This is a genomic window from Clostridium fungisolvens (assembly GCF_014193895.1).
In the GTDB taxonomy this organism is placed as follows: domain Bacteria; phylum Bacillota; class Clostridia; order Clostridiales; family Clostridiaceae; genus Clostridium_AR; species Clostridium_AR fungisolvens.
Genome location: NZ_BLZR01000001.1, coordinates 3,447,171 through 3,470,583, shown reverse-complemented (window position 1 = coordinate 3,470,583; position 23,413 = coordinate 3,447,171). Strand labels below are relative to the sequence as shown.

The following is a 23,413-nucleotide window of genomic DNA, read 5'->3' as shown; positions in this document are numbered from 1 at the left end:
ATTTCTGTCTATTTTTGAAACGAACGGCGTAGTAATTAAAGCTCAAGATTTTAAAGAAAATGATAAATTGATATGGTTATATACAGAAAAGTTAGGTAAGATAGCAGTTATCGCTAAAGGCGCAAAAAAAAGTAAAAGTAGACATTTATCTCTTACGCTCCCATTATGCTACGGCGAATTCGTAGTTTTTAAAGGGAAAAATCTGTACACTCTCTCAGAAGGGAGAATAACCAACTCTTTTCAAGGATTATTAAATAATTTAGAAAAACTTACATATTCAACATACATTTGTGAACTGATAGATATATGCGTAACAGATGAAGAGGATAACGGGAAGTTATTTAAAGATTTTGTTACCTGCCTATATTTATTAAATACCGATGCTCTTGACTATGAGCTTTTAATTAGGAGTTTTGAACTTAAAATATTAAATGCTACGGGCTATGGATTAAATCTAGATAATTGTGCATACTGTAAAAAAAGTATAAATTCTGCTGCATACATAAACATGTCTTTTTATGGAGGTGTGTGCGAAGATTGTCCAAAAGAATATGGCATATCTTTGTCTAAAGGTGCATACAGTGCATTAAAGTATTTAAACACCGCACCAATGGATAAAATATATAGACTTAATATCAATAAGACAGTAAAAGATGAAATTGCAAAAATTACAGCATACATTATTAACTCTAATTATTCTAAAAAACCAAAAAGTTTAGAAATGCTAAATTATATTAAGGAGTGATAAAAATGAGTGAAGTTACTTTAGAGAAAGTTGATCAAGTAAGACAAAGAACAGGTGTTAGTTATGCTGAAGCAAAACATGCTTTAGAAGTAAATAATGGGGAAGTTCTTGATGCTTTAATTTATATTGAGGAAGTAAAGAGTCATGATAAGAATAGTGAAAGTGAGTGGAAATCAGAAAAAGAAGAAGGCTCACAAAAGTACGAAACAATAGAAGAATTTAAAGCTTGGTTATCTGAATTAATTAAAAAGGGAAATGTATCTAGAATTAAAATAAAAAAAGATGAGAAAGTATTAATTGATGTACCGGTTAATGCTGGAATTGCTGCGGGTGTTATTGCCTTAGTATTACCTCAATTATTAGCTATAGGTATAATTACAGCTATTGCTACTAAGATTACAATAGAGATAACTAAAGAAGATGGGTCTGTTGAAGTTGTGAATAAGGTGGTCAAAGAGACTGTTTCTGATGTAAAAGATATGGCTACTGATCTAAAAGATAAAGCAACAGATTTGGCTGAAAACTTAAAAGATAAGTTCAATTCAGTAAAAAATGAGAAGTCTGCTGGTAAAAATATTCATGTAGATAATGATTCACCAGTTTATACCTATACAGTTAAATTTGATGAAGTGGATAAAGAATAAGGAATTTAAAGAAAAATAAGAAAATTCAGATGAAATAAGAGGCAAATGAGGAATATTCAAAGAATTTGAAAGATTATTCAGAAAATTTGGCATAGTCAAACTTCGATATAGTGATATAATAAGTTATGTAAAACGTATACGGTTCTGAATAATCAGAATATTCCTCTATTAAAACGAAAGAGGGGAAGGACATTGAAGTTATCACCGCGTCAGGAAGAGATAATAAAGCTTGTAAAAGAGGGACAGCCTATTACCTCAGAAGCGCTGGCTTCAAAGCTAGGGGTTACTAGAGCGGCATTAAGGCCAGATTTAGCAGTGCTTACTATGATTGGTGCCTTAGATGCAAGACCAAAGGTAGGTTATGTTTACACTGAGAAGCCAATGAATAACCTCATGTATGAGCACATCACCAATATAAAGGTTAAAGACATAATGTCTAAGCCTGCATTTGTAAACGAAGAAACTATGGTATATGACGCGATAGTGAATCTTTTTTTAACAGATGTAGGAACATTATTTGTTGAAAGTGATGGCTTTTTAATAGGTGCTGTTTCAAGAAAAGATTTCTTGAAGATAGCTATAGGTGGAACAGATATACATAAAGTTCCTGTAGGTGTCATAATGACTAGAATGCCTAATATAATATTTGTAAGCAAAGAAGAAAGCGCATATAATGCAGCAAAAAAGATAATAGAACATGAAATAGATTCTATTCCGGTGGTTGAAAAAGTTCTTGATGAGGAACAAAAGGATCAATATAAGATAATTGGAAAGATATCTAAAACAAATATTACAAAATTGTTTGTAAAAATGGGAAATGGTCAATAATTAAGGGTAAGTAATACAATCTATGGTTCACAGTTCAATTCGTCAGCTTTCGGAGCATTAGCTCTGTTAAGTATATATATATAAACATATTAATATAAATAGTATTGAACGGAGGAGTATTGAGATGGAGATCAAAAAATATGTTTACCTCTTCAAAGAAGGTAAGGCATCAATGAAAAATTTACTGGGAGGTAAAGGTGCTAATTTAGCTGAGATGACAACTTTGGGTATACCTGTTCCACAAGGATTTATAGTAACTACAGAAGCTTGTAATAAATATTATGAAGATGGAAGAAAGATTTCGCCAGAAATAATAAATCAAATTCATGAAAAGCTAGCTCAGTTAGAAGAAATAACAGGTAAAAAATTCGGTGATTTAAATAAACCTCTTTTAGTTTCAGTAAGATCTGGAGCAAGAGTATCAATGCCAGGTATGATGGATACAATATTAAATCTTGGTTTAAATGATGCTGCTGTTGAAGCAATGGCAAGTCTTACAAACAATCCAAGATTTGCATATGATTCATATAGAAGATTTATTCAAATGTTCTCAGACGTTGTAATGGGAATAGAAAAGAGATTATTTGAAGCTAAAATCGATGAGATGAAAGAAGAAAAGGGTGTACATTTCGATACAGATTTAACTGCTGATGATCTTAAAGAATTAGTTGTAAGATTTAAGGCACTTTATAAGAAAGAAAAAGGTGAGGACTTCCCACAAGATCCTAAAGATCAGCTTATAGAATCAATCACTGCTGTATTTAGATCATGGGATAACCCAAGAGCTATAGTTTATAGAAGACTTAATGATATACCTGGGGATTGGGGAACTGCTGTAAACGTTCAAGAGATGGTTTTCGGTAACAAAGGAGAAACATCTGGTACAGGAGTTGCATTCTCAAGAGACCCATCTACAGGAGAAAATGCAATATATGGTGAGTACTTAATGAATGCTCAAGGTGAGGATGTTGTTGCTGGTATAAGAACTCCTCAACCAATTGCTAAATTACAGGAACAAAATCCTGAAATTTATAAGCAATTTGAAGACATAGTTAATACCTTAGAAAAACATTACAGAGATATGCAAGATATGGAGTTCACAATAGAAGAAGGAACTTTATATTTCTTACAAACTAGAAATGGTAAGAGAACTGCTCAATCAGCATTAAAGATTGCTGTAGATCTAGTTGAAGAAGGAATGCTTACAAAGGAAGAAGCACTTCTAAAAGTTGATCCAAAGCAATTAGACTCATTACTTCATCCAACTTTTGATCCTGCTGAAATGAAAAAGGTTGAAGTTGTAGCTAAGGGGTTACCAGCTTCACCAGGTGCTGCATGTGGAAAAATAGCATTCTCAGCTGAAGAAGCTAAAGAAAGAGCGGCAAATGGAGAAACTGTAGTTTTAGTAAGACTTGAAACATCTCCAGAAGATATAGAAGGTATGATAGCTGCAAGAGGTATATTAACTGTAAGAGGTGGTATGACATCACATGCTGCAGTTGTTGCTAGAGGTATGGGAACTTGCTGCGTTGCTGGATGTGGAGAATTAAAGATTAGTGAAGCTAATAGAACATTAGAAGTTGCAGGTAAGACTTTAACTGCTAATGATTGGATATCAATAGATGGTTCAACTGGTAATATATATGCTCAAGCTATAAAGACTGTTTCACCAGAAATAAGCGGATATTTCGCAACATTTATGGGATGGGCTGATGAAACAAGAAAATTAAAGGTTAGAACAAACGCTGATACACCAAGAGATACAATTCAAGCAGTAGAATTTGGTGCAGAAGGTATTGGATTATGCAGAACAGAGCACATGTTCTTCGCTGAAGATAGAATTGCTGCTGTTAGAGAAATGATAGTTGCTAAGACTGTAGAACAAAGAAGAAAAGCTTTAGATAAGCTTCTTCCAATGCAAAGAGGCGATTTCGCATCTATGTACGAGGCACTAGAAGGAAGACCAGCTACTATAAGATTCTTAGATCCACCACTACATGAATTCTTACCTCAAGCTGAAGAAGATATCATAGCTTTAGCTAAGGAAATGGATATAACTTATGAGGAGCTTAAAGCAACTTGTGAGGAATTACATGAATTCAACCCAATGATGGGGCATAGAGGATGCCGTTTGGCTGTTTCATACCCAGAAATAGCTGAAATGCAAACAAGAGCTGTTATGGAAGCTGCTATTGAAGTTAGAAACAATAAAGGCTATGATGTAGTTCCTGAAATAATGATTCCATTAGTTGGTGAAATAAAAGAATTAAAATATGTTAAAGATATAGTAGTAGAAACTGCTAAGACAGTTATGAGTGAAAAAGGTGTAGAAATACCTTTCAAAGTTGGTACAATGATAGAAATCCCAAGAGCTGCTTTAACTGCAGATACTATAGCTAAAGAAGCTGAATTCTTCTCATTTGGTACTAATGACTTAACTCAAATGACTTTTGGTTTCTCAAGAGATGACGCTGCTAAGTTCTTAAAAGACTACTATGAAAAGAAGATCTATGAACAAGATCCATTTGCTAAGATTGACCAAACAGGTGTTGGTGAATTGATGAAGATAGCAGTTGAAAAAGGTAGATCTGAAAGAGCTGATATCAAACTTGGTATCTGTGGAGAACACGGTGGAGATCCTTCTTCAGTAGAATTCTGCCATGCATTAGGATTAGACTATGTATCATGTTCACCATTTAGAGTTCCAATAGCTAGATTAGCTGCTGCTCAAGCTCAAATTAAAAATCCAAGATAGTATTTAAATAAAGAGAAACCTAATGAAAATTAGGTTTCTTTTTTGCTTTATGAAAAATCATTTGATTCTAATAGCTTGCGCATATAACATTTCAGGTAAAAAAAATTAATTTCAACAATATTCTTAAACATAAAACTTAAAATTAAAACCCATGAATATAAAGAAATATAAATTTCCATACATTCATGGGTTTTAGAGTTCCGAGCTCAACTATTAATTTATACATGCCTACAGAATATATGTGCATGATTTTCGAACAAGTACAAATTTGGTTTCGATATAGCAACTCGTTAGTTCATTGATATTATAATATAACTTTTAATTAGATATCCAATGAATAATGCTTTTTTAAATGATCAGTTAATTCAGATATAAAATTAAGTTGGTAATCAGTTTTTTTAACTGTTTTTTCTAATAAATTGCAGAAAGAGTTCTTATTACATTTCTTTATGTTATTATAATAGTCTTTAGAAATCCTCCAATATTTTTGAGGGAAGGATAAGTATACTAAAATATATTTAATATCATCAACAGTCAGTTTGTTTATCTCGTTATAGTTTTTTATACAATTAATTGCTATTTCTACATCCCATTTTGTATTGTCTCTTTTCAGTAATCGTCTCAGATAATAAGAAATATCATGTGCAATGTAGTCATATGAACACTTATCAAAGTCAATGATCCAAATTTCTTTGTTCTTATCAAAGATAATATTCTTATTTACATAATCACCGTGACATAGAGATGATGTAAGGTTATCTTTATTAATGGTAGATGCAGTTTCTAATGCGAACTTTGCTAGATCTATGTTTTTATCAAAGCTATCCAGGAACATTTTAGAAAACTTATCTTTATATAGGTATGCGGAATTTGAACATATTAAAAGTTTTTGAAAATGTTTATTGATGGATATGTATAAGTCATCATATCCTTTCTTTATTTTACTATCTGGTATTGGGAAAAAATCTTTTGACGAATAATGCATTTTTGCTAAGTATTTTGAAGTTTCAACTATATTGTCTATGTCGTCATAATTACATTTTTCTCCATCAACCCATGGAGTAAGTACGAAAAGCATATCATTATAATTTACAAATCTACTTTTATTTACTGTGGGTAAAAATCTTGGGACGTTAATACCATTTCTATAAAGCCATTCCATAGCAGAATAGACAAAGAGTAACTCTGGTTCTGTATAATAAACCTTTTTTAAACAATAAGTTTTGTTGTTATAATCAATTTTATAAACAGCTCTTTGCTTGTCTGTATTCTTCAACTTTATTTGCTCTATGGAGGCTTCTTTCAAATTGTAGTAAGGTAAGACGTGCTTTCCTACATTTGATTCAGATAATAAGCTGGCAGCAGCTGCATGCAATTCCTTTGGCATAAATACCTCCTTCACATAAAAATTCATATTATATTAATATTATGAAAATTATTACATTATACGTATGTTTTGTAATTTTATTTTGCTATGTTTGATTAGTAAGTTGATATTAAGGGGGAATCTCTCTGAAACATTAATTTTAATTAATTAGATCATATTTCAATATAAATATCTCAGTTTCAAAAAACATCTCAGTTTCAAAAAAATATCTAAAATAGCAATGACTATATTTGGACTGCAAATCTAAAATGAAGGATACTTGTTTTATGCTGGAATGAAGTATTGTAAGAAATTTTCTTAAATTGAATAATAATTTTATATTAATAATTATAAAATTGTAATAGTTTGAAAAAAAATGCAAATGATAAATAGTAGCATAATTTTGAAGGATTTTAAGAAAATATATAGAATATCTATAAAAGGAGGTGATTATATGACTATAAGGGAAAAAATTGAAGGTTTTGAAAGTTTGACACTGATTAAAGAGGCTTCTTTTTCTAGCAAAACAAAAGGAAGAGAAAAAAGTGAAGAACAAGATCATATAAGAACCTGTTATATGGTTGATAGAGACAGGATACTTCATTGTAAATCTTTTAGAAGGCTTAAACATAAAACGCAGGTTTTTATAAAAACGTCTTCAGATCACTATAGAACTAGACTTACACATACCTTAGAGGTGTCTCAAATAGCTAGGACGATTGCTGTTGGCATAGGGTTAAATGAGTATTTAGTTGAAGCTATAACACTTGGTCATGATTTAGGTCATGTAGCCTTTGCACATATGGGTGAAGAAGTATTAAATGAATTCTTAAAGGATGGTTTTAGACATAACGAACAAAGTGTTCGAGTGGTAAAAAGACTTGAGAAAGAAGGAAGAGGTTTAAATTTGTGCTTTGAGGTTATAGATGGCATAGAACATCATAGTGGCTTTACCAATGGTATTGCTAAGGCAGCAACATTAGAAGGTCAAGTGGTGAGATATAGTGATAAGATGGCATATGTGAACCATGATATAGATGACTCTATAAGAGCAGGACTTCTTAGAGAGGATGAAATCCCTAAAGACATAATTAATATATTAGGTAAAACTAATTCTGAAAGAATTAATATATTGGTAACGGATTGTATTGAAAATACACTGAACAACATAAAAAAAGGGGATATAAAGGTTTCTTTAAGTGACGAGGTAGGAGATGCAATGACTAAGTTAAGAAGCTTTATGTTTAAAAAAGTGTATCTTGGGGATATATTAAAGATTGAAAGAGATAAAGCTAAGTTTGTCTTAAGACATGTAATTGAATATTTTATGAAACATCCTGAAGAGATGCCTAATATTTATCAACAGATTTCTGAACAAGAAGGTTTAGAAAGAGCTGTTGCTGATTATGCAGCTGGTATGAGTGATGATTATTGTCTTAATATGTTTAATAAAATATATGTACCTAAATTTGTGATTTATTAATAAATTAAGGACTAAAAGTTATATAATCATAAAAAAATGTTAGTTATTTATATATAAGAAGGAAAATTAAAGAAAATAACGAATAATAAATATTACTTGGAATATAAAGTTTAATAATAAATTTGAAAAAATGTAGAACAAAAAGAAGGATTTTATCAACTTATGTCGAATATTATAAAACTTGCAAAGAAATAAATTTATTTTAAGGTGGTTATGCTCCTTGAAAATATCAGAAGAACTTTTAGAAAAGATAAAAGAACAAAATGATATTGTGGATGTAATCTCAGAATCAGTTAGACTTAAAAGAGCCGGAAGAAACTATACAGGACTCTGTCCTTTTCATAGTGAAAAGACTCCATCTTTTTCGGTTACACAAGAAAAACAGATATATAAATGTTTTGGTTGTGGAGAAGCTGGTAATGTTATTACCTTCGTAATGAAAACTAGAAATTTATCTTACTTTGATGCGGCTAGATTTTTAGCAGAAAGAGCTAATATACCGCTAGAAAGTGAAAGTCCAGGTAAGAGCAAGATAAATTGGAAGAAAGATTTACTTCATAAAATTAATACCGAAGCTGCAAGATACTTCTTTTCTAATCTTCAAAATGTCAAAATGCCAAAAGAGTATTTCCTACGAAGAGGTATTACTGAAAATACAATAAAAAAATTTGGATTAGGATACTCAGCGGATAGTTGGAATTCTTTGCTTAACTTCCTAAAAAGGAAGGGATATAACGAAGATGTAATAATTGAATCTGGGTTAGCTGTAAAAAGTGAAAAAGGAAGAGTCTACGATAGATTTCGAAATAGAGTAATGTTCCCAGTATTTGATTATAAAGGAAAGGTTATAGGGTTTGGTGGAAGAGTGCTTGATGATTCTAAGCCTAAGTATTTAAACTCTCCAGAGACCTTAGTGTTTCAAAAGGGTACTAATTTATATGGTCTAAACTTTGCTATAAAAAAGGGAATACCAGAAAGATATTTTATTATGGTAGAGGGATATATGGACTGTATTTCACTTCACCAGTATGGGATAACAAATGTAGTGGCATCGCTAGGAACTGCATTAACTACAGGTCAAGCAAGGCTTTTAAAAAGATATGCTGACAGAGTAATAATATCATATGATGCAGATATAGCAGGTCAAAATGCTACTATAAGAGGATTGGAAATACTGAGAAGTGCTGGGTTTGATGTTAGAGTTCTGACAGTTCCTCAAGGAAAAGATCCAGATGAATACATAAGAAGCAATGGAAGAGAGGCGTTTTTAAGATTAATTGATTCAGCACAGCCTCTAATAGAATATAGATTGTTTAGAGCTAGAGAAGGAATAAACTTTAATGATAATGAAGAGATTATAAAATATGGAGAAAGAGTTACAGAAATAATAGCTGACTTAAATCCTGTGGAAAAGGATGTGTATGTAAAAAAAATCGCTGAAGAAACAGGACTCCGTGAACAATCATTGTACGACTTATTATCAAAAAAAATGACAAAAAACAATGAATCTTCTCTTAACATGAATAATAAGGAAGAATTTGGAACAAAATTATATGTAGAGCCAGCTTATATTAAGTCCGAAAGAAGTTTGCTTAAAATTATGTCAAATAAGGAATTCTATCAATATATAATTGGGCATATATCTAGAGAGGACTTAATTTTAAATTCTCATAAAAAGATATTTTCAATAATAACATCTCTATTTGAAGAAGGTAAGGAAGATATACATCCCCTAATAGAATTCAGATGTGATGATGGTGAAAGTTTAAAAGAATGGATACTTATAAGAGAAATTGAGACGATGATTACAGAAAGTAATATGGAGAAAATCATCAATGATTATATAAAAGAAATCAAAAAGCAAAGTTTAGAAAATCACAAAAAGGAAATCTTACATAAGCTGAAACAATATGAAGAAAAAGGATTGTTTCGAGAATCCATTGAGCTAGTAAGAGAAGCTAAAGAAGTAGACGAGAAACTTAAAAGATTAGAAAGGGGTTAAGTACGGATATGGCGGAAGGAGGTATTAACATGGAAACTATTGAAAAGGCAAATAAAGCTAAACCAACAAAGGATAAAGCAGTAGCCGCTAAAGTTGACACTAAAGACAAAAATGCTAAAATGGGGATTGTTAAGAAACTCATAGAAAAAGGTAAGAAGAGTGGTACTTTAACATATAAAGAAATTATGGATGAACTAGATGAAATAGATCTAAGTCCAGACCAAATCGAAAAAATCTATGAAGTTTTAGAATCCATGGGAATAGAAGTAATAGGTGAAATTGGTGAATCAGAGAATATCGAAGAAGAACTAGATCTTTCTATACCAGAAGGGATAGCAATAGATGACCCTGTTAGAATGTACCTTAAAGAGATAGGTAAAGTTCCTTTGTTATCATCTGATGAAGAAATCAGACTTGCTGAAAGAATCGAAGAGGGAGATCAGTATGCAAAGAAAAAGCTTGCTGAAGCTAACTTAAGATTGGTTGTAAGTATAGCAAAGAGATATGTTGGAAGAGGAATGCTTTTCCTAGATCTTATCCAAGAAGGAAATTTGGGATTAATAAAAGCTGTTGAAAAGTTTGATTATAGAAAAGGCTTTAAATTCTCAACTTATGCTACTTGGTGGATAAGACAGGCGATTACTAGAGCCATAGCGGATCAAGCTAGAACTATAAGAATACCAGTTCATATGGTAGAAACTATAAATAAGCTCATCAGAGTTCAAAGACAATTACTTCAAGAGCTTGGAAGAGATCCATTGCCAGAAGAATTATCAAAACACATGGATATGCCTGTTGATAAGGTAAGAGAAATATTAAAAATTGCTCAAGAGCCAGTTTCATTAGAAACACCTATAGGTGAAGAAGAAGATAGTCATTTAGGTGATTTTATACCAGATGATGAAGCTCCAGCACCAGCAGAAGCAGCAGCATTTACTATGTTAAAAGAACAACTTATCAATGTGCTTGATACATTAACTCCAAGAGAAGAAAAAGTATTAAGACTTAGATTTGGTTTAGATGACGGAAGAGCAAGAACTCTTGAAGAAGTAGGTAAAGAGTTTAATGTAACTAGAGAAAGAATAAGACAAATAGAAGCTAAGGCATTAAGAAAGCTTAGACATCCAAGCAGAAGCAAAAAGCTAAAGGATTATCTAGACTAAAAGCACCTACACATGGTGCTTTTAATCTTAAATAAGGTAAATTTTTTAACAATTTATAAACAATTCCAAAATTTGGTGTTAACATTGTTAGGAAAGCCATAGATTTATGATATAATGACTTTGAGGTGGTAGGTTTGGAAATTTATAAACCCCGTAGAGGGATTGCCATATATGAGCTGATGTTTTTTATAATAGCTGTAAATATAATAATATATTTTGGAGTGCAGTTTTTTAATACATATACAGAAGTAAGTCTTGTTAAGATTTTTTCTGTTGCCTTCTCTATATATTGTTTATTTTATGTACTACAGACAGTTACTCTAAGATACAAAATACACTCAAGTGGTGTTGAGATAAATGCTCTTTGGGGGATAAAGAAGATTTTTATACCATATGAAAAAATAGATGGATATAACGTTCAAACAGGCGCTATAAAGGGTATGAATCTTTCTGGAGTTGGTAGAACTATGTACAACTACGGAAGATCAGTGATAGAGGATGTTGGAACAAGCCATATGTTTGTTACTTCTAGCAAACAGGTATTATATATTCATACTGATGAGATAAGTTATGGTATTTCACCAAATGATATAGATTCATTTTTAGCTATGTTCAAGGAAAAAGGTATCGATCAAAAAAACTTTGAAATTAAATACAATAAAAATAGAGACTTGTTTAAGGAAAAAAGCTTTCTTTTTCCATTTATGCTTGTAGCGCTTATAATTGTATATATGACACTTAATCCTTTTGTTCTTTATCTGATGAATAAACTTCCGGATAATATGCCTCTATTTTTTGATGCAACCTTTAGACCGGTAGTAGAGGGAACAGGGAAACAGTTTGCGTTTAGACAAATGACATATGGTGCTCTTAATATGATAATACTATTTTGTATGCATTATGCAGCATATTTTTGCGCTAAATATGACAAGAGATCTGCTTATAAATATATATATATAGCTTTACTTATTTCTTCAGTATTTTTAGCTATACAAATTAGAATACTACACTTATATCTATAGATAGAACAGTTCAAAATAGCATATGTCTATGCAATTTAGTTTTCGTTAAGAGTTAATTGAATCAGCAATTAGATTTTATAGATTAGAACTGGGATATCTATATAAAACTTGAAGTAGGTAAGTTTCATAGAAGCAAGGGGATACTCTTAACTATTTTTAAATTTACCTAAACAAGTTTATATACAAATAATATATAAAATAGTGTTATGTGAAATTTGGTAGAAATATTGATAAGCAAATGATGGATTTATAGAAAGGTGAACTTAATGGAACTTAGTAAAAGATTGCAAACCATAGTTAATAATATTGATAAATGTGACAGCATAGCTGATATTGGTACAGATCATGGATATGTACCAATTTATTGCGTAAAAAATGAAATTTGCAGTAAAGCAATAGCATCTGATATAAATAAAGGCCCTATTGAGAAAGCAAAATTCAATGTTGCAATGGATGGACTGGAGAAGAGTATAGAGTGTAGACTTGGACCAGGACTTTCTACTTTAAAAGAAAATGAAGTAGAAGCAGTTGTTATAGCTGGTATGGGTGGTAATTTAACTAGAGATATATTATTAGAGGACATAGATAAGATTAAGAAGTGCTCATTTATTATACTACAGCCTGCTCAAAACCCTGAAGTGTTGAGAGAATTCTTATATAGCAGTAAATTTGAAGTTCTTGATGAAGATATCTGCTTTGATGAAGGAAAATACTATGAATTGTTTAAAGTTAGATTTAATGAAAGTAATAAACCGTTAGAAATTGATGATTCTATATACTTTGAGGTAAGTCCTATAATTTTGAAGAAGAATAATGAAACCTTTATAAGTTTTATAAATTCAAAGATATCTAAATATGAAAGTATATTGAGTTTTATAAAAGAAGATACTATTCATGCAAAACAAAAGAGAGCTGAGCTAGAAGTTAAAATTTCTAAACTTAAGGAGATATTGTAGTATGAAAGTATTTGAGATATCAAAAATAGTAGAAGAAATTGCGCCTAAGGCCTTAAAAGAAGATTTTGATAATGTAGGTCTTATGGTTGGAGATAATAATGCAGAGGTTTCTACTATATTAGTTGCTTTAGATTGTACCCTAAGTGTAATAGAAGAGGCAAAGGAAATTGGTGCACAAATGATACTAACCCATCATCCAATACTTTTTCTAAAGCCAAAGACAATTACAAAGGATACTTTATTAGGTAAAAAGCTTATAGAACTAATAAAAAATGATATAAATGTTTATAGCGCTCATACTAACTTAGATTCTGCTAAAGAGGGTATGAACGATACTATAGTGAAAATGTTAGGTTTTAATAGTGACAAAATCCTTGAAGTTTCTAATAACTCAAAGAATGGAGATGCTGGTATCGGTAGATTAGTGTCTTTAGATACTCCTATGGAACTATCAGAGTTAGTAGATACAATAAAAAAGAAACTATCAATTCAAAATCTAAGATTTAGTGGTGATTTAAATAAGAAAGTAAAGAAAATCGCTATAATAAATGGAAGCGGGCAAGATTTCTTTGCAATTTCTAAAAGATATGGAGCAGATTGCATCATAACTGGAGATACCACTTATCATTATGTAAGTGATTATACAGAAGAAGGTATTTCAATTTTAGATATAGGACATTTTGGCTCAGAATGGCCATTGTTTATAGATATATGTAATAGATTAACAGAAAAGTTCCTATTGGCTGATAAAGGTGTAAAAGTTATTGTTTCAAAAACCAATAGAGATCCGTATAAATTTATTTAACTTTAGATTAAAAAGGCTCATAGCGATACATAGGAGAAAATAAGCAGGAACTGAGATTGTAGAATAGTATGTGCAGCTTGAGTTTACATATAGGACATAAAACAGCTTAATAAAAATTAGGCTGTTTTTCCATTTACCGAAAGGCAAAACTTACTCTCTAAGTGTTATAAAAATTATCTTCATAATAAATAATTTGGCATATGGAACAATAAACATGTATAGGATACTACTATATTTTTAACATTAACTTATAAATAACTTAAAATTTTCTTAAGTTACTAAAAATATATTTTATTTGCACAAATTTTCAAATAGAATATTATTATAAACATATAAGGAGTGATTTTATTGTATTCACATGAAATAGACTACAAGATCTATGGAGATGATATGCAGTTCGTAGAAATAGAATTAGATCCAAATGAAACTGTATTTGCAGAAGCAGGTGCAATGATGATGATGGACCAAACTATGAAGATGGAAACAATCTTTGGTGACGGAACAAATGCTGGAAGTGGATTTATGGGCAAGTTGTTTTCAGCAGGAAAAAGAGTTGTTACTGGTGAAAGTTTATTTATGACTGCATTCACTAACACAGGTTATGGAAAGGCGCAAGTTTCCTTTGCAGCTCCTTATCCTGGTAAGATAATACCTATGGATTTATCAAAACTAGGTGGAAAGCTTATCTGCCAAAAAGATGCTTTCTTATGCGCAGCCAAAGGAGTATCTATTGGAATTGACTTTAGAAGAAAATTAAGTGTAGGCTTCTTTGGTGGAGAAGGATTCATACTTGAAAAGCTTGAAGGAGATGGATTGGCTTTCGTTCATGCTGGTGGAACGATAACAAGGAAAGATCTTATGCCAGGTCAAACCTTAAAGATAGATACTGGATGTCTTGTAGCAATGACGAGAGATGTTCACTATGATATCGAATTTGTAGGAGGAATAAAGAACACTTTATTTGGTGGAGAAGGATTGTTCCTAGCTACTTTAACAGGACCAGGTTCTGTATGGGTTCAAAGCTTACCTTTCTCAAGATTAGCTTCTAGAGTATTTGCGGCTTCAGGTATGCATGGTGGCGGAAGAAAAGATGAAGGAAGTATATTAGGTACATTAGGTAACTTTTTAGATGGTGATGGTTTCTAACAATTTTTGGGGTTGAGAGGTGTGTCAAAAAAGAAGAGTTATAAGCACTATGACTTTAATAGCACTGGCAAAAGTTATGATGACCTTGGTGAAGATTTTAAAAAACTAGGTACTGATATCAAAAACATATATAAAAAGGTTGATTATAAAGTACCTATGAAATTTAAGAAAAGCACAAATCTATTAAAGTATCTCATAATATCAGCTATAATAGTATTACTTGTGTTCACAAGAATAGGGATACCGATAGCAATACTAATGCTCATCGCTGCTTTATATATGAGTAATAAGCATTAGGAATTAAGGTTAAATGATAAAAATATATAATCTTATAATAAAGATTTAAACAATAAAAGTTTATATGTAATTTAAAAAGATGACTCCTTCATTAAGCAGGAATCATCTTTTCTTTTAAAATTAATTTTTATTTATAGTCTATGTAACCTTTCTTTTTGCTTTGTAGTAATAATAAAAAATTTATGGTATAAAACCCTGCAAGTCCTAATATAACAAATATACTATCAAGATTAAGTAAAATTATTAAAAATCCATAGGCAATAAGATATATAGTATTTATAATAGCAAAGTTAAATTGTAAAGCTAAAAATTCATTTGATCTTACAACCTTGATTTTTGATCTTCGACTATAATAATTAAGCTTATTCTTGCATAAAACAGAATATATTAAGTAGATTACTCCCATAAATACAGGTATTAAACCAATGAAATTCATTTCAATACTTCCTTTCTGAATTAGAATAGAATCAAGTTATTATATGTTTAATTATAACATGAATTACATTATTTGAGATTAGAGCGTTTTAAATTTTTGATGATTTTAGAGCATCATGTTGAAATTAATTGTTTAGTCATTTGACGCTTTAACTGAGATTAATATAAAAAGATTATTTGATTTTTATATGAAGTTCTATTATGCTTAAAGTTACACAGTATAAGGTAGTTAAGTCTTTTAATACATACAAGTTATTAAGAATGAGTTATATTGAGAAATTTTATTTTAATTAGTTATGCGATAGGTGAAGAGTATTGATATAAAAATTCTAGATAAAGATGAGTAGGAGTAGCTATGGAAATTCGTCAATTGAAGTTTTTTATAAAAGTAGCAGAGAATAAAAACTTTACTCTAGCAGCAGAAGAACTTTGTATATCTCAATCCTCCTTATCAAAACACATTAAGACCTTGGAAAATCAATTAGGGGTAAAGCTTTTTGATAGGAGCAAGAGAAGAGTAAAGCTTACTGAAGCAGGTATAGAACTTTTAGATTATGCTAATATAATGATAAATACATATAATGAAATGCATATAGCAATGAATGAATATAAAGGAAGTAATAGAAAAACTTTGACAATAGGTACGATTCCTGTTATGACGCAATATGGAATCCCATCACTAGTTGCAAGCTTTACTAAGAAAAATACAGATATAGATATCGCTATTATCGAGGGAACTGGTCCAGAGGTTTTATCATCTCTTAATAATTCAGAAATAGATTTGGCCTTGATTCGTACGGTTTCATTATCAGGAGATAGTTATAAAATAAACCCGTTGATAGATGATGATTTAGTAATGATTGTTTCAAAGAATCACCAGTTCGCAAAAAAATCTTCTGTGGATTTAGGTAAGGCTTCTAAAGAGAATTTTATATTTTTAGATTCTGGGGCAGGAATATATGATATTAGCTTAAAAGCCTGCAGAGAATCAGGATTTGAACCCAAAGTTATATATAACTATAGCAGAATAGAAACCATCATTGGAATTGTAGCTGAGGGGATAGGGATATCATTATTAATGAGAAAAGTTGTAGAGTTTTTCAATAATAAGGATGTAGTAATGATAGAGTTAGACAAGAAGATTACTAGCACTTTAGCTTTGGTTGCTCAAACACAGAAAAAGCCAACTGAAGCTATGAATAAGTTCTACTCCTATACAGATGAGTGGCTTAAAGAGAACAAAGTGTAGTGGATAAATAAAAGAACTTGAATAGTTAATAATCAAAGTAGAATCATATTTATAAGAATATTATATGAATTGTTTGAGGCTTATTAAGAAAAGATATATTCCAAATTGGAATATATCTTTTCTAATTTTGAATTGCTTCATAGTAACTATGTAAATTATAATGAAACAAGACCTAAGATGGGAAGTTATATGAACTTTTTAGCTAAAGGATTATACATTGTATAATCAGTGAAGACAAAATGATTATAAGTAAGCTTTCTTTAAGTTTCTGTAGTTTAGACGGACAACTCTAAATCTAAAACTATTTTAAGAACTAAGCTCAGTTATGAGAAGAGTTTTTTTTATATAAGTATAATTGGAGGGTTGTCCCTTTATAAAAGATAAAGTATATATGGAGGATAATTTAAAATGCCAATTGGAGTAATAGTTAATGCATGTACAGTACTTTTTGGAGGGATAATAGGAGCAATTTTAGGTGATAAAATACCAGTAAGATTAAGACGAGCTTTGCCATTAACTTTTGGAGTAGCATCAATGGGAATGGGTGTGAATTATATAGTGAAAGTACACACTCTTCCTGCAGTAATTTTGGCCTTAATACTTGGAAGTGCTATTGGTGAATTGATTAAGTTAGAAGAGATAATAGGAACATGGGCTAAGAAAGCTAAAGAACCTATTGAAAAATTATTTACTAGTGATAAAACCGATGTTTATGAAGAAGTTGCAGTTACCTTAGAAAGTCAAGATGCTTTTATGGAGAAGTTTGTTGGAATATTGATTTTATTTTGTGCCAGTGGAACTGGTATATTTGGTGCATTAAATGAAGGTATGACAGGAGACCACTCAATATTAATTACAAAGTCAATTCTAGATCTTTTTACAGCAGGAATATTTGCAGCTAGTCTTGGAATATTAGTAGGATTTATTTGTATTCCGCAAATAATTATATTACTTACATTATTCTTTGGAGCAACCTTTATATTACCAATGATTACACCAAATATGATATCTGATTTTACTGCATGTGGTGGAATAATAATGTTAGCAACAGGTTTCCGTATAAGTGAGATTAAGAACTTTCCAGTAGCCAACATGATACCAGCACTTATCTTAGCAATGCCTATATCGCATTTATGGGCTGTATTTATTCATTAATTTATGAGTGCTTACTAAGGATAGTTAACTCTAAAGCTAAAACTACATTTTTTTGGATTTTTAAGTACTGAGGAAGTTTTTTTAAAAAATAAAATTATAATTATAGAGTTGTCCATATATATAGATAAACTACTTCATGTTAAAGCTATCAAAATAATGCTTCGTAGGTTTACCGAAAGCATTACTTTGAGTCCAAAGATTGAAGTAGTATGTCTGTTCATAGAAATGGATACCCCAGTGTTACTATATAAAGATTAGTTAATGATTCTAGTATGTATTAATTGAGATTTAATTACCGATATTATTAAGAACTGGTCTATCTATAATATAAACTAGATAAGATTATAAGCTGATTATAGAAAAAATTAGTTATATTATATTAAATATCCTATGAAAAATTATTTGCTTTATGTCGATTAATATGATAAGATAAATCTTGCGAGTAAGCCAGACAATCGCTGCTGACGACAGTCAGGAGAGGAAAGTCCGAGCTCCGCAGGGCAGGGTGCTGGATAACGTCCAGTCGAGGCGACCCGAAGGAAAGTGCAACAGAGATATACCGCCAGAATTCTTTTTAAGAATGAGTATGATATTTATATCATCTGGTAAGGGTGGAAAGGCGAGGTAAGAGCTCACCAGCGTGATGGCGACTTCACGGCTCTGTAAACCCCACCTGGAGCAAGATCGAATAGAGAGGCATTATGGGATTGCCCGTCCCGCCTCTGGGTGTATCGCTGGAGCCCATCGGCAACGATGGGCCTAGATAGATGATTGTCAAATACAGAACTCGGCTTATAGACTTATCTCGCACATTGAAAACACTAGGTTTGACCTAAGTGTTTTTTTATTTTGCCACCGATTTGCCACTGAGGATATTATTTACTTTTATATACCGTTCTAGTTACTCGAGACTAAATTCATCTATTTCAATTTTTTTATTGGATTAGAGGTAATAAGTTTGTTTTTTTTTGTGATTAGTAATGGTACTTGGCTACTTGATGATATCATCAATAGGTATTAAAATTAAGGAATAACTTAAAAATATAAATAGAATGAGGTAAGAAATGAAGATTCGAGTACCAGAGTATTTTAAAGAATTCAAATGTATAGCCTCAGAGTGTGAAGATACATGCTGTGCTGGCTGGGAAATTGTAATTGATGATGAAACATATAATAAATATAAAAGGGTAGATGGAGAGTTTGGAAAAAGACTACGAGATAAGATAGTATATCGTGATGGAGAGAATATATTTGTATTAAAAGGTGATGACTGTGCATTTCTAAATGAAAACAAAATGTGTGATATATATACTGAGCTTGGGGCTGATAGTCTTTGCTATACTTGCAGGCAGTTTCCAAGATACACTGAAGAATTTGGTGGCTTACGTGAGATAGGGATATCGCTGTCCTGTCCAGAAGCAGCAAGAATAATATTAAGAGATCATAAAAAGGTAGAGTTCGAAGTAAGTGAAATTGAAGAAGAAATAACTTCATATAATGATATTAACGCCATGCTTTTTATAAATCTTTTGCAAAGTAGAAAAATAATTCTTGATATCCTTCAAAACCGTAATATTGTTCTAGAGGATAGAGTTTCTTTAATTCTTAAATTTACTAGCGAAATTCAAGCAGTAATAGATGAAAATAATATAATGGGTATAAAAGCTGTTAATGAAAAATACTTAAACAATGGGATTAGAAGTGAAATTATTAGTACTTTCGATAAGTATAAGGGTAAGGGGACTATCAGATATAATAACATATATGAGTTTTTTAAGGTATTTAAAGACCTAAAACATATAACTCCTAATGATCCATTAGGCTTACATAAGGTATTAAGTTATTTTTGGCAGGGCAATAGTGATGCAGAACTTTATTTAGATAAACATAAACAATTTAATCAGTATTATAAAGAAAAGATGTACAAGTTTGAAAATCTGTTAGTTTACTTTGTATTTAGATATTTTATGAAAGCTGTTTTTGATTATGATTTATCTGCAAAAGTGAAAACAGCGGTGGTTAGTTACTTAATGATTAAGGAATTATTTGTGTTTAGGTGGATAGAAAGCGGAAAATTTATTGATGAAGACTCAGTAGATATAATGCACATGTATTCTAAAGACGTTGAACATTTAGAGGAGAATATAGAAAAGTTAGCAGAGATATTTGAAACTAACAAAGTATTTAACTTAGATGGATTTTTAACTATATTGATGAATTAATAGCTGTATGCTATCAACAGGTTGGCCCGATACCAGATATATTTGTTCTAGACGTGTCTACGTATTTGATTATGAAAACAAGAAAAGAGTAATAATAAGAGCCTTCCATTTTAGTTTTAGAGCATGAAGTATAGGTTGTAGGCTCATCAGTTATGAGCTATTGGAAAAAAGGACTTACTGTAATAAAGTAAGTCCTTGATACATTTATAAGTTAAGTTTCCATATAGGAACACTTTATAGGGTTCCTAGCTCAACTATTAATTTATACATGCCCGAAAATCTCCAGAAGGCGGGATTTTCAAACAAGTATAAATTAAGTTTCGACACAGGAACCCTTTACATCATGTTTAACACCTCATATGCTTAGGGTAACATTGTCCACAGCGGTGATAATGAAGTTGAAGGATAATGTGTGTTTAATAATTAAGCCCATGTTTTGTAAATTATAGAAGCTTCTTTTATTCCTTGTTCAAATCCAGCTTTTGCAGATGCGGCAGCATGAGTTGGATCATAAGGATTTTTGCCTATTGCTAAAATACTATCATTATCAGGAATAATAAGAGAAACAGCTGCTCTTTTTTGCATTTCTTCGGCATCTTCTTTAACACTAGAAACTAATCCATATTTTTGTGGCATAGGAGACAAAATTACCACTTTGTCATAAGAATCTGCCAAAAATGCATTGGTACTTGAAACCATACCGCCATCAATCCAAACTCTATCATTAAATGTTACCGAAGGCCATAATCCTGGAACAGCACCACTTGCACTAACTGCATTTGTAAGTGTAGTACCAGAATCTTTATCAAATACATGAAGCTCTCCAGTTTCAGCATCTACAGCAGTGACTTTCAATTTTGATGGCCAAATAGTTGTAGTAAGTCTTGATTCTACAACTGCCTGGCGCTCTTCTTTTGAGACTTTGACAGGATATTTCTTTGCGATGTCTCCAAACATCTTTCCAATCTTCTTTTTATCATCTTTCCCATATATAAAGGATTCAGTCCATAATTTAATAACTTCAGAGCTTACTGATACATTGACTTCTGATTTATTTTGGATGAATTGAGAATCATAAAGTTTTTTCATATCATAGCCACTTGCCAGTGCAGTGCCAACAAATGAGCCTGCAGATGTTCCGATAATTACATCAGCATCTGCTAGATTAAGACCTTCCTGTAGCAAAGCTGTAATTATTCCAATCTCCCAAGCTATGCCTGTTACACCTCCACCACCTAATACAACTGCACGTGTTTTTTTATTAGTATTTTGCATTATAATCCTCTCCATTTCCTTTGATATGTTGACTAATGAATTGCTCAAAATGTATTATAAACTATGAAGTAAGGTTTAGAGTCAAGAGAAATTAGTGAGGTTTTTTATGAAAATAAATGAAGTATCAAAAAGAACAGGGTTATCTATATCTACTATTAGATTTTACGAAAAACAAGATTTGATTCCTGAAAAGTATTTTAGTAGAGACTCAAACAATTATCGTAATTATTCTGAAGATATTATAGATTATCTTATAATGATAAAAACAGTTCATTCAGTAGGTTTCTCTTTAGGAGAGATTAGAGAGATTCAAAAAAGCAATTCGAATCTAGTTTCAACAGATACAAAGATTGAACTTTTACAAAAAAAGATAGAAGAAGTGAAAATCCAAAGAGAAAATCTAGATAAAACTGAGGCTATATTAAAGAAAATGCTTGAAAATAAATTGAATTCTAAGATTCATATTGAATAAGGTTTTCATGGAACTCACGTTAAAAATAAATAGTTTAGAAAATATTGATAGATAATTCACAAATAGATATAATTAGTGCATGTACTATAGAACATAATCTATACTGTAAGACCTTATTAAATGGAGGTTTTATAGGGTGTTTATGATATAGATTTCAATAAATAGAAAAGATATCACATTTCCATGATTTTAAAATATGCTAAAAATCATTTTAATTATTAATAGTATTTTACTTGATAAATAAAGTTTATTTGGAACTGGTATATGTATAGCTATGTTATTTTGTTATTTATGATATGAAAATAAAAAGTATTAATGAAGGATGTGGAAAAATGAGCAACGGATCAATTTTACTTAGAAATCTTACGGTTAAAGGATTTACTTTTGAAAACAGATATGCTTGTGCCCCTTTTGACATAGCAATGGCAACGGAGGATGGATTGATTACAGAGGAGTTATTATCAATATACGAACAACGCAAGGGTCCATCTCTTATAGTTGTTGAACAGGCAGCTGTAGCACGTGCTGGCCAGTATAGAGAGAAGCTTATATATGTTGATAGAGATGAATGTATCGAAGGATTATCAAAACTTGCAGATATTATACATAAGAATAACCAAGTTGGAGTTGTTCAGATAAATCATGCAGGAAGTGCTGCTAACGTTGAACTAACAGGAATGGAAGCTGTGGCTCCATCTGCTGTAATAAACCCTGCATTCAAACGTGCATTGCCAAAGGCTTTGACTATTGAGGAAATCCAGGAAATAAAAGAAGACTTTGTAAAGGCTGCGCTACGTGTTAAAAAGGCAGGCTTTGATGGCGTAGAAATACATAATTGCCATGGGTTCCTATTAACTCAATTTTTATCTCCCATAACTAATTTAAGAACTGATGAATACGGCGGAAGTCTGGAAAATAGAAGTCGTCTTCTTTTAGAAATAACAACAGAGGTGAGAAAGGCCTTAGGAGATGACTTACTATTGCTAGTTCGTCTTGGATTAGATGACCTTCTTCCAGGTGGGCTAACGCTTGAAGAAGGATGTCAGGTAGCAGAAAAGCTTGTTGAAGCGGGAATAGATATTCTTGATACCTCATCAGGTATGCTTCCACCGCTTGTATTAAAAGGTCCAGCAATGCTAAGAGATATGATTAAAACTGTAAAGTCAAAAGTTACGGTTCCTGTTATAGGTGCTGGAGATTTGGAAGATGTTGAAATAGCAGCGGATATGGTTGAAAAGGGTGAGGTTGATTTTATAGCTCTTGGAAGACCTATATTAAAACAGCCAAACTTTGTAGAAGTCTTATTGGGAAAAATAAAGAGTGAAGCCTAATTGACAAATAAGGATTTATCTTAGCATTGATAAGATAAATCCTTAATTTCATTTTTAATGTT

20 protein-coding genes and 1 other RNA gene are annotated in these 23,413 nt (G+C 31.3%); 18 read left to right on the top strand and 3 right to left on the bottom strand.

Features of this window, described 5'->3' with window-relative positions:
* Positions 1–4 precede the first annotated feature (4 nt).
* From recO to ppdK, 4 genes are all read left to right on the top strand, one after another.
* Positions 5–745, top strand: coding sequence for a DNA repair protein RecO (gene recO, locus bsdtw1_RS15300; RefSeq protein WP_183279827.1), 741 nt, complete (start codon positions 5–7; stop codon positions 743–745).
* 5 nt (positions 746–750) lie between these two features.
* On the top strand, positions 751–1,389 hold the full coding sequence (locus bsdtw1_RS15295) for a DUF4342 domain-containing protein (protein WP_183278426.1): 639 nt from the start codon (positions 751–753) through the stop codon (positions 1,387–1,389).
* Positions 1,390–1,581: 192 nt separating this feature from the next.
* Positions 1,582–2,217, top strand: coding sequence for a transcriptional regulator CcpN (gene ccpN, locus bsdtw1_RS15290; protein ID WP_183278425.1), 636 nt, complete (start codon positions 1,582–1,584; stop codon positions 2,215–2,217).
* Positions 2,218–2,341: 124 nt separating this feature from the next.
* Complete coding sequence (gene ppdK / locus bsdtw1_RS15285; protein ID WP_183278424.1) at positions 2,342–4,972, top strand: pyruvate, phosphate dikinase; 2,631 nt, start codon at positions 2,342–2,344, stop codon at positions 4,970–4,972.
* 322 nt (positions 4,973–5,294) lie between these two features.
* Here the strand turns inward: ppdK and bsdtw1_RS15280 are convergent, their stop codons facing one another.
* Entirely contained in the window at positions 5,295–6,359 is a 1,065-nt protein-coding gene (locus bsdtw1_RS15280) for a CotS family spore coat protein (protein ID WP_183278423.1), read from the bottom strand.
* A gap of 433 nt (positions 6,360–6,792) precedes the next feature.
* Here bsdtw1_RS15280 and bsdtw1_RS15275 point away from each other — a divergent pair, with 433 nt between their 5' ends.
* The 8 genes from bsdtw1_RS15275 to bsdtw1_RS15240 all read left to right on the top strand — a co-directional run bounded on the left by bsdtw1_RS15275 (position 6,793) and on the right by bsdtw1_RS15240 (position 15,212).
* Positions 6,793–7,821 (top strand): deoxyguanosinetriphosphate triphosphohydrolase, encoded by a 1,029-nt coding sequence (locus bsdtw1_RS15275; RefSeq protein ID WP_183278422.1) that lies wholly within the window; start codon positions 6,793–6,795, stop codon positions 7,819–7,821.
* A gap of 220 nt (positions 7,822–8,041) precedes the next feature.
* On the top strand, positions 8,042–9,823 hold the full coding sequence (gene dnaG / locus bsdtw1_RS15270; protein WP_183278421.1) for a DNA primase: 1,782 nt from the start codon (positions 8,042–8,044) through the stop codon (positions 9,821–9,823).
* Positions 9,824–9,831: 8 nt separating this feature from the next.
* Positions 9,832–10,986 (top strand): RNA polymerase sigma factor RpoD, encoded by a 1,155-nt coding sequence (rpoD, locus tag bsdtw1_RS15265; protein WP_183278420.1) that lies wholly within the window; start codon positions 9,832–9,834, stop codon positions 10,984–10,986.
* A gap of 134 nt (positions 10,987–11,120) precedes the next feature.
* The gene (locus tag bsdtw1_RS15260; protein WP_183278419.1) at positions 11,121–12,008 is read left to right on the top strand and encodes a PH domain-containing protein; all 888 of its coding nucleotides are present in this window, start codon (positions 11,121–11,123) and stop codon (positions 12,006–12,008) included.
* Positions 12,009–12,274: 266 nt separating this feature from the next.
* Complete coding sequence (locus bsdtw1_RS15255) at positions 12,275–12,964, top strand: tRNA (adenine(22)-N(1))-methyltransferase (protein ID WP_183278418.1); 690 nt, start codon at positions 12,275–12,277, stop codon at positions 12,962–12,964.
* A gap of 1 nt (position 12,965) precedes the next feature.
* A complete protein-coding gene (locus bsdtw1_RS15250) occupies positions 12,966–13,769 on the top strand; it encodes a Nif3-like dinuclear metal center hexameric protein (RefSeq protein WP_183278417.1) in 804 nt (267 codons plus the stop codon).
* A 348-nt stretch (positions 13,770–14,117) separates the two neighbouring features.
* A complete protein-coding gene (locus bsdtw1_RS15245; RefSeq protein ID WP_183278416.1) occupies positions 14,118–14,915 on the top strand; it encodes a TIGR00266 family protein in 798 nt (265 codons plus the stop codon).
* A gap of 21 nt (positions 14,916–14,936) precedes the next feature.
* Positions 14,937–15,212, top strand: a complete 276-nt coding sequence (locus bsdtw1_RS15240) for a hypothetical protein (RefSeq protein WP_183278415.1) — start codon at positions 14,937–14,939, stop codon at positions 15,210–15,212.
* A gap of 127 nt (positions 15,213–15,339) precedes the next feature.
* Here bsdtw1_RS15240 and bsdtw1_RS15235 read toward each other — a convergent pair whose 3' ends face one another.
* On the bottom strand, positions 15,340–15,648 hold the full coding sequence (locus tag bsdtw1_RS15235) for a hypothetical protein (RefSeq protein ID WP_183278414.1): 309 nt from the start codon (positions 15,646–15,648) through the stop codon (positions 15,340–15,342).
* 354 nt (positions 15,649–16,002) lie between these two features.
* Here bsdtw1_RS15235 and bsdtw1_RS15230 point away from each other — a divergent pair, with 354 nt between their 5' ends.
* The 4 genes from bsdtw1_RS15230 to fliB all read left to right on the top strand — a co-directional run bounded on the left by bsdtw1_RS15230 (position 16,003) and on the right by fliB (position 20,273).
* Entirely contained in the window at positions 16,003–16,896 is an 894-nt protein-coding gene (locus bsdtw1_RS15230; RefSeq protein ID WP_183278413.1) for a LysR family transcriptional regulator, read from the top strand.
* Positions 16,897–17,304: 408 nt separating this feature from the next.
* A complete protein-coding gene (locus bsdtw1_RS15225; RefSeq protein WP_183278412.1) occupies positions 17,305–18,051 on the top strand; it encodes a DUF554 domain-containing protein in 747 nt (248 codons plus the stop codon).
* Positions 18,052–18,490: 439 nt separating this feature from the next.
* Positions 18,491–18,863, top strand: an RNA gene (gene rnpB / locus bsdtw1_RS15220) — RNase P RNA component class A.
* Positions 18,864–19,115: 252 nt separating this feature from the next.
* Complete coding sequence (fliB, locus tag bsdtw1_RS15215; protein WP_183278411.1) at positions 19,116–20,273, top strand: flagellin lysine-N-methylase; 1,158 nt, start codon at positions 19,116–19,118, stop codon at positions 20,271–20,273.
* Between the two features lie 423 nt (positions 20,274–20,696).
* On the opposite strand, the gene bsdtw1_RS15210 is transcribed toward fliB, so the two are convergent.
* Positions 20,697–21,548 carry a patatin-like phospholipase family protein gene (locus bsdtw1_RS15210; protein WP_183278410.1) on the bottom strand — a complete coding sequence of 284 codons (852 nt, stop codon included), beginning with the start codon at positions 21,546–21,548 and terminating at the stop codon, positions 20,697–20,699.
* A gap of 106 nt (positions 21,549–21,654) precedes the next feature.
* Here bsdtw1_RS15210 and bsdtw1_RS15205 point away from each other — a divergent pair, with 106 nt between their 5' ends.
* Both bsdtw1_RS15205 and bsdtw1_RS15200 read left to right on the top strand, forming a co-directional pair.
* Positions 21,655–22,020, top strand: a complete 366-nt coding sequence (locus bsdtw1_RS15205; RefSeq protein WP_183278409.1) for a MerR family transcriptional regulator — start codon at positions 21,655–21,657, stop codon at positions 22,018–22,020.
* Positions 22,021–22,352: 332 nt separating this feature from the next.
* On the top strand, positions 22,353–23,351 hold the full coding sequence (locus bsdtw1_RS15200; protein ID WP_183278408.1) for an oxidoreductase: 999 nt from the start codon (positions 22,353–22,355) through the stop codon (positions 23,349–23,351).
* Positions 23,352–23,413 lie beyond the last annotated feature (62 nt).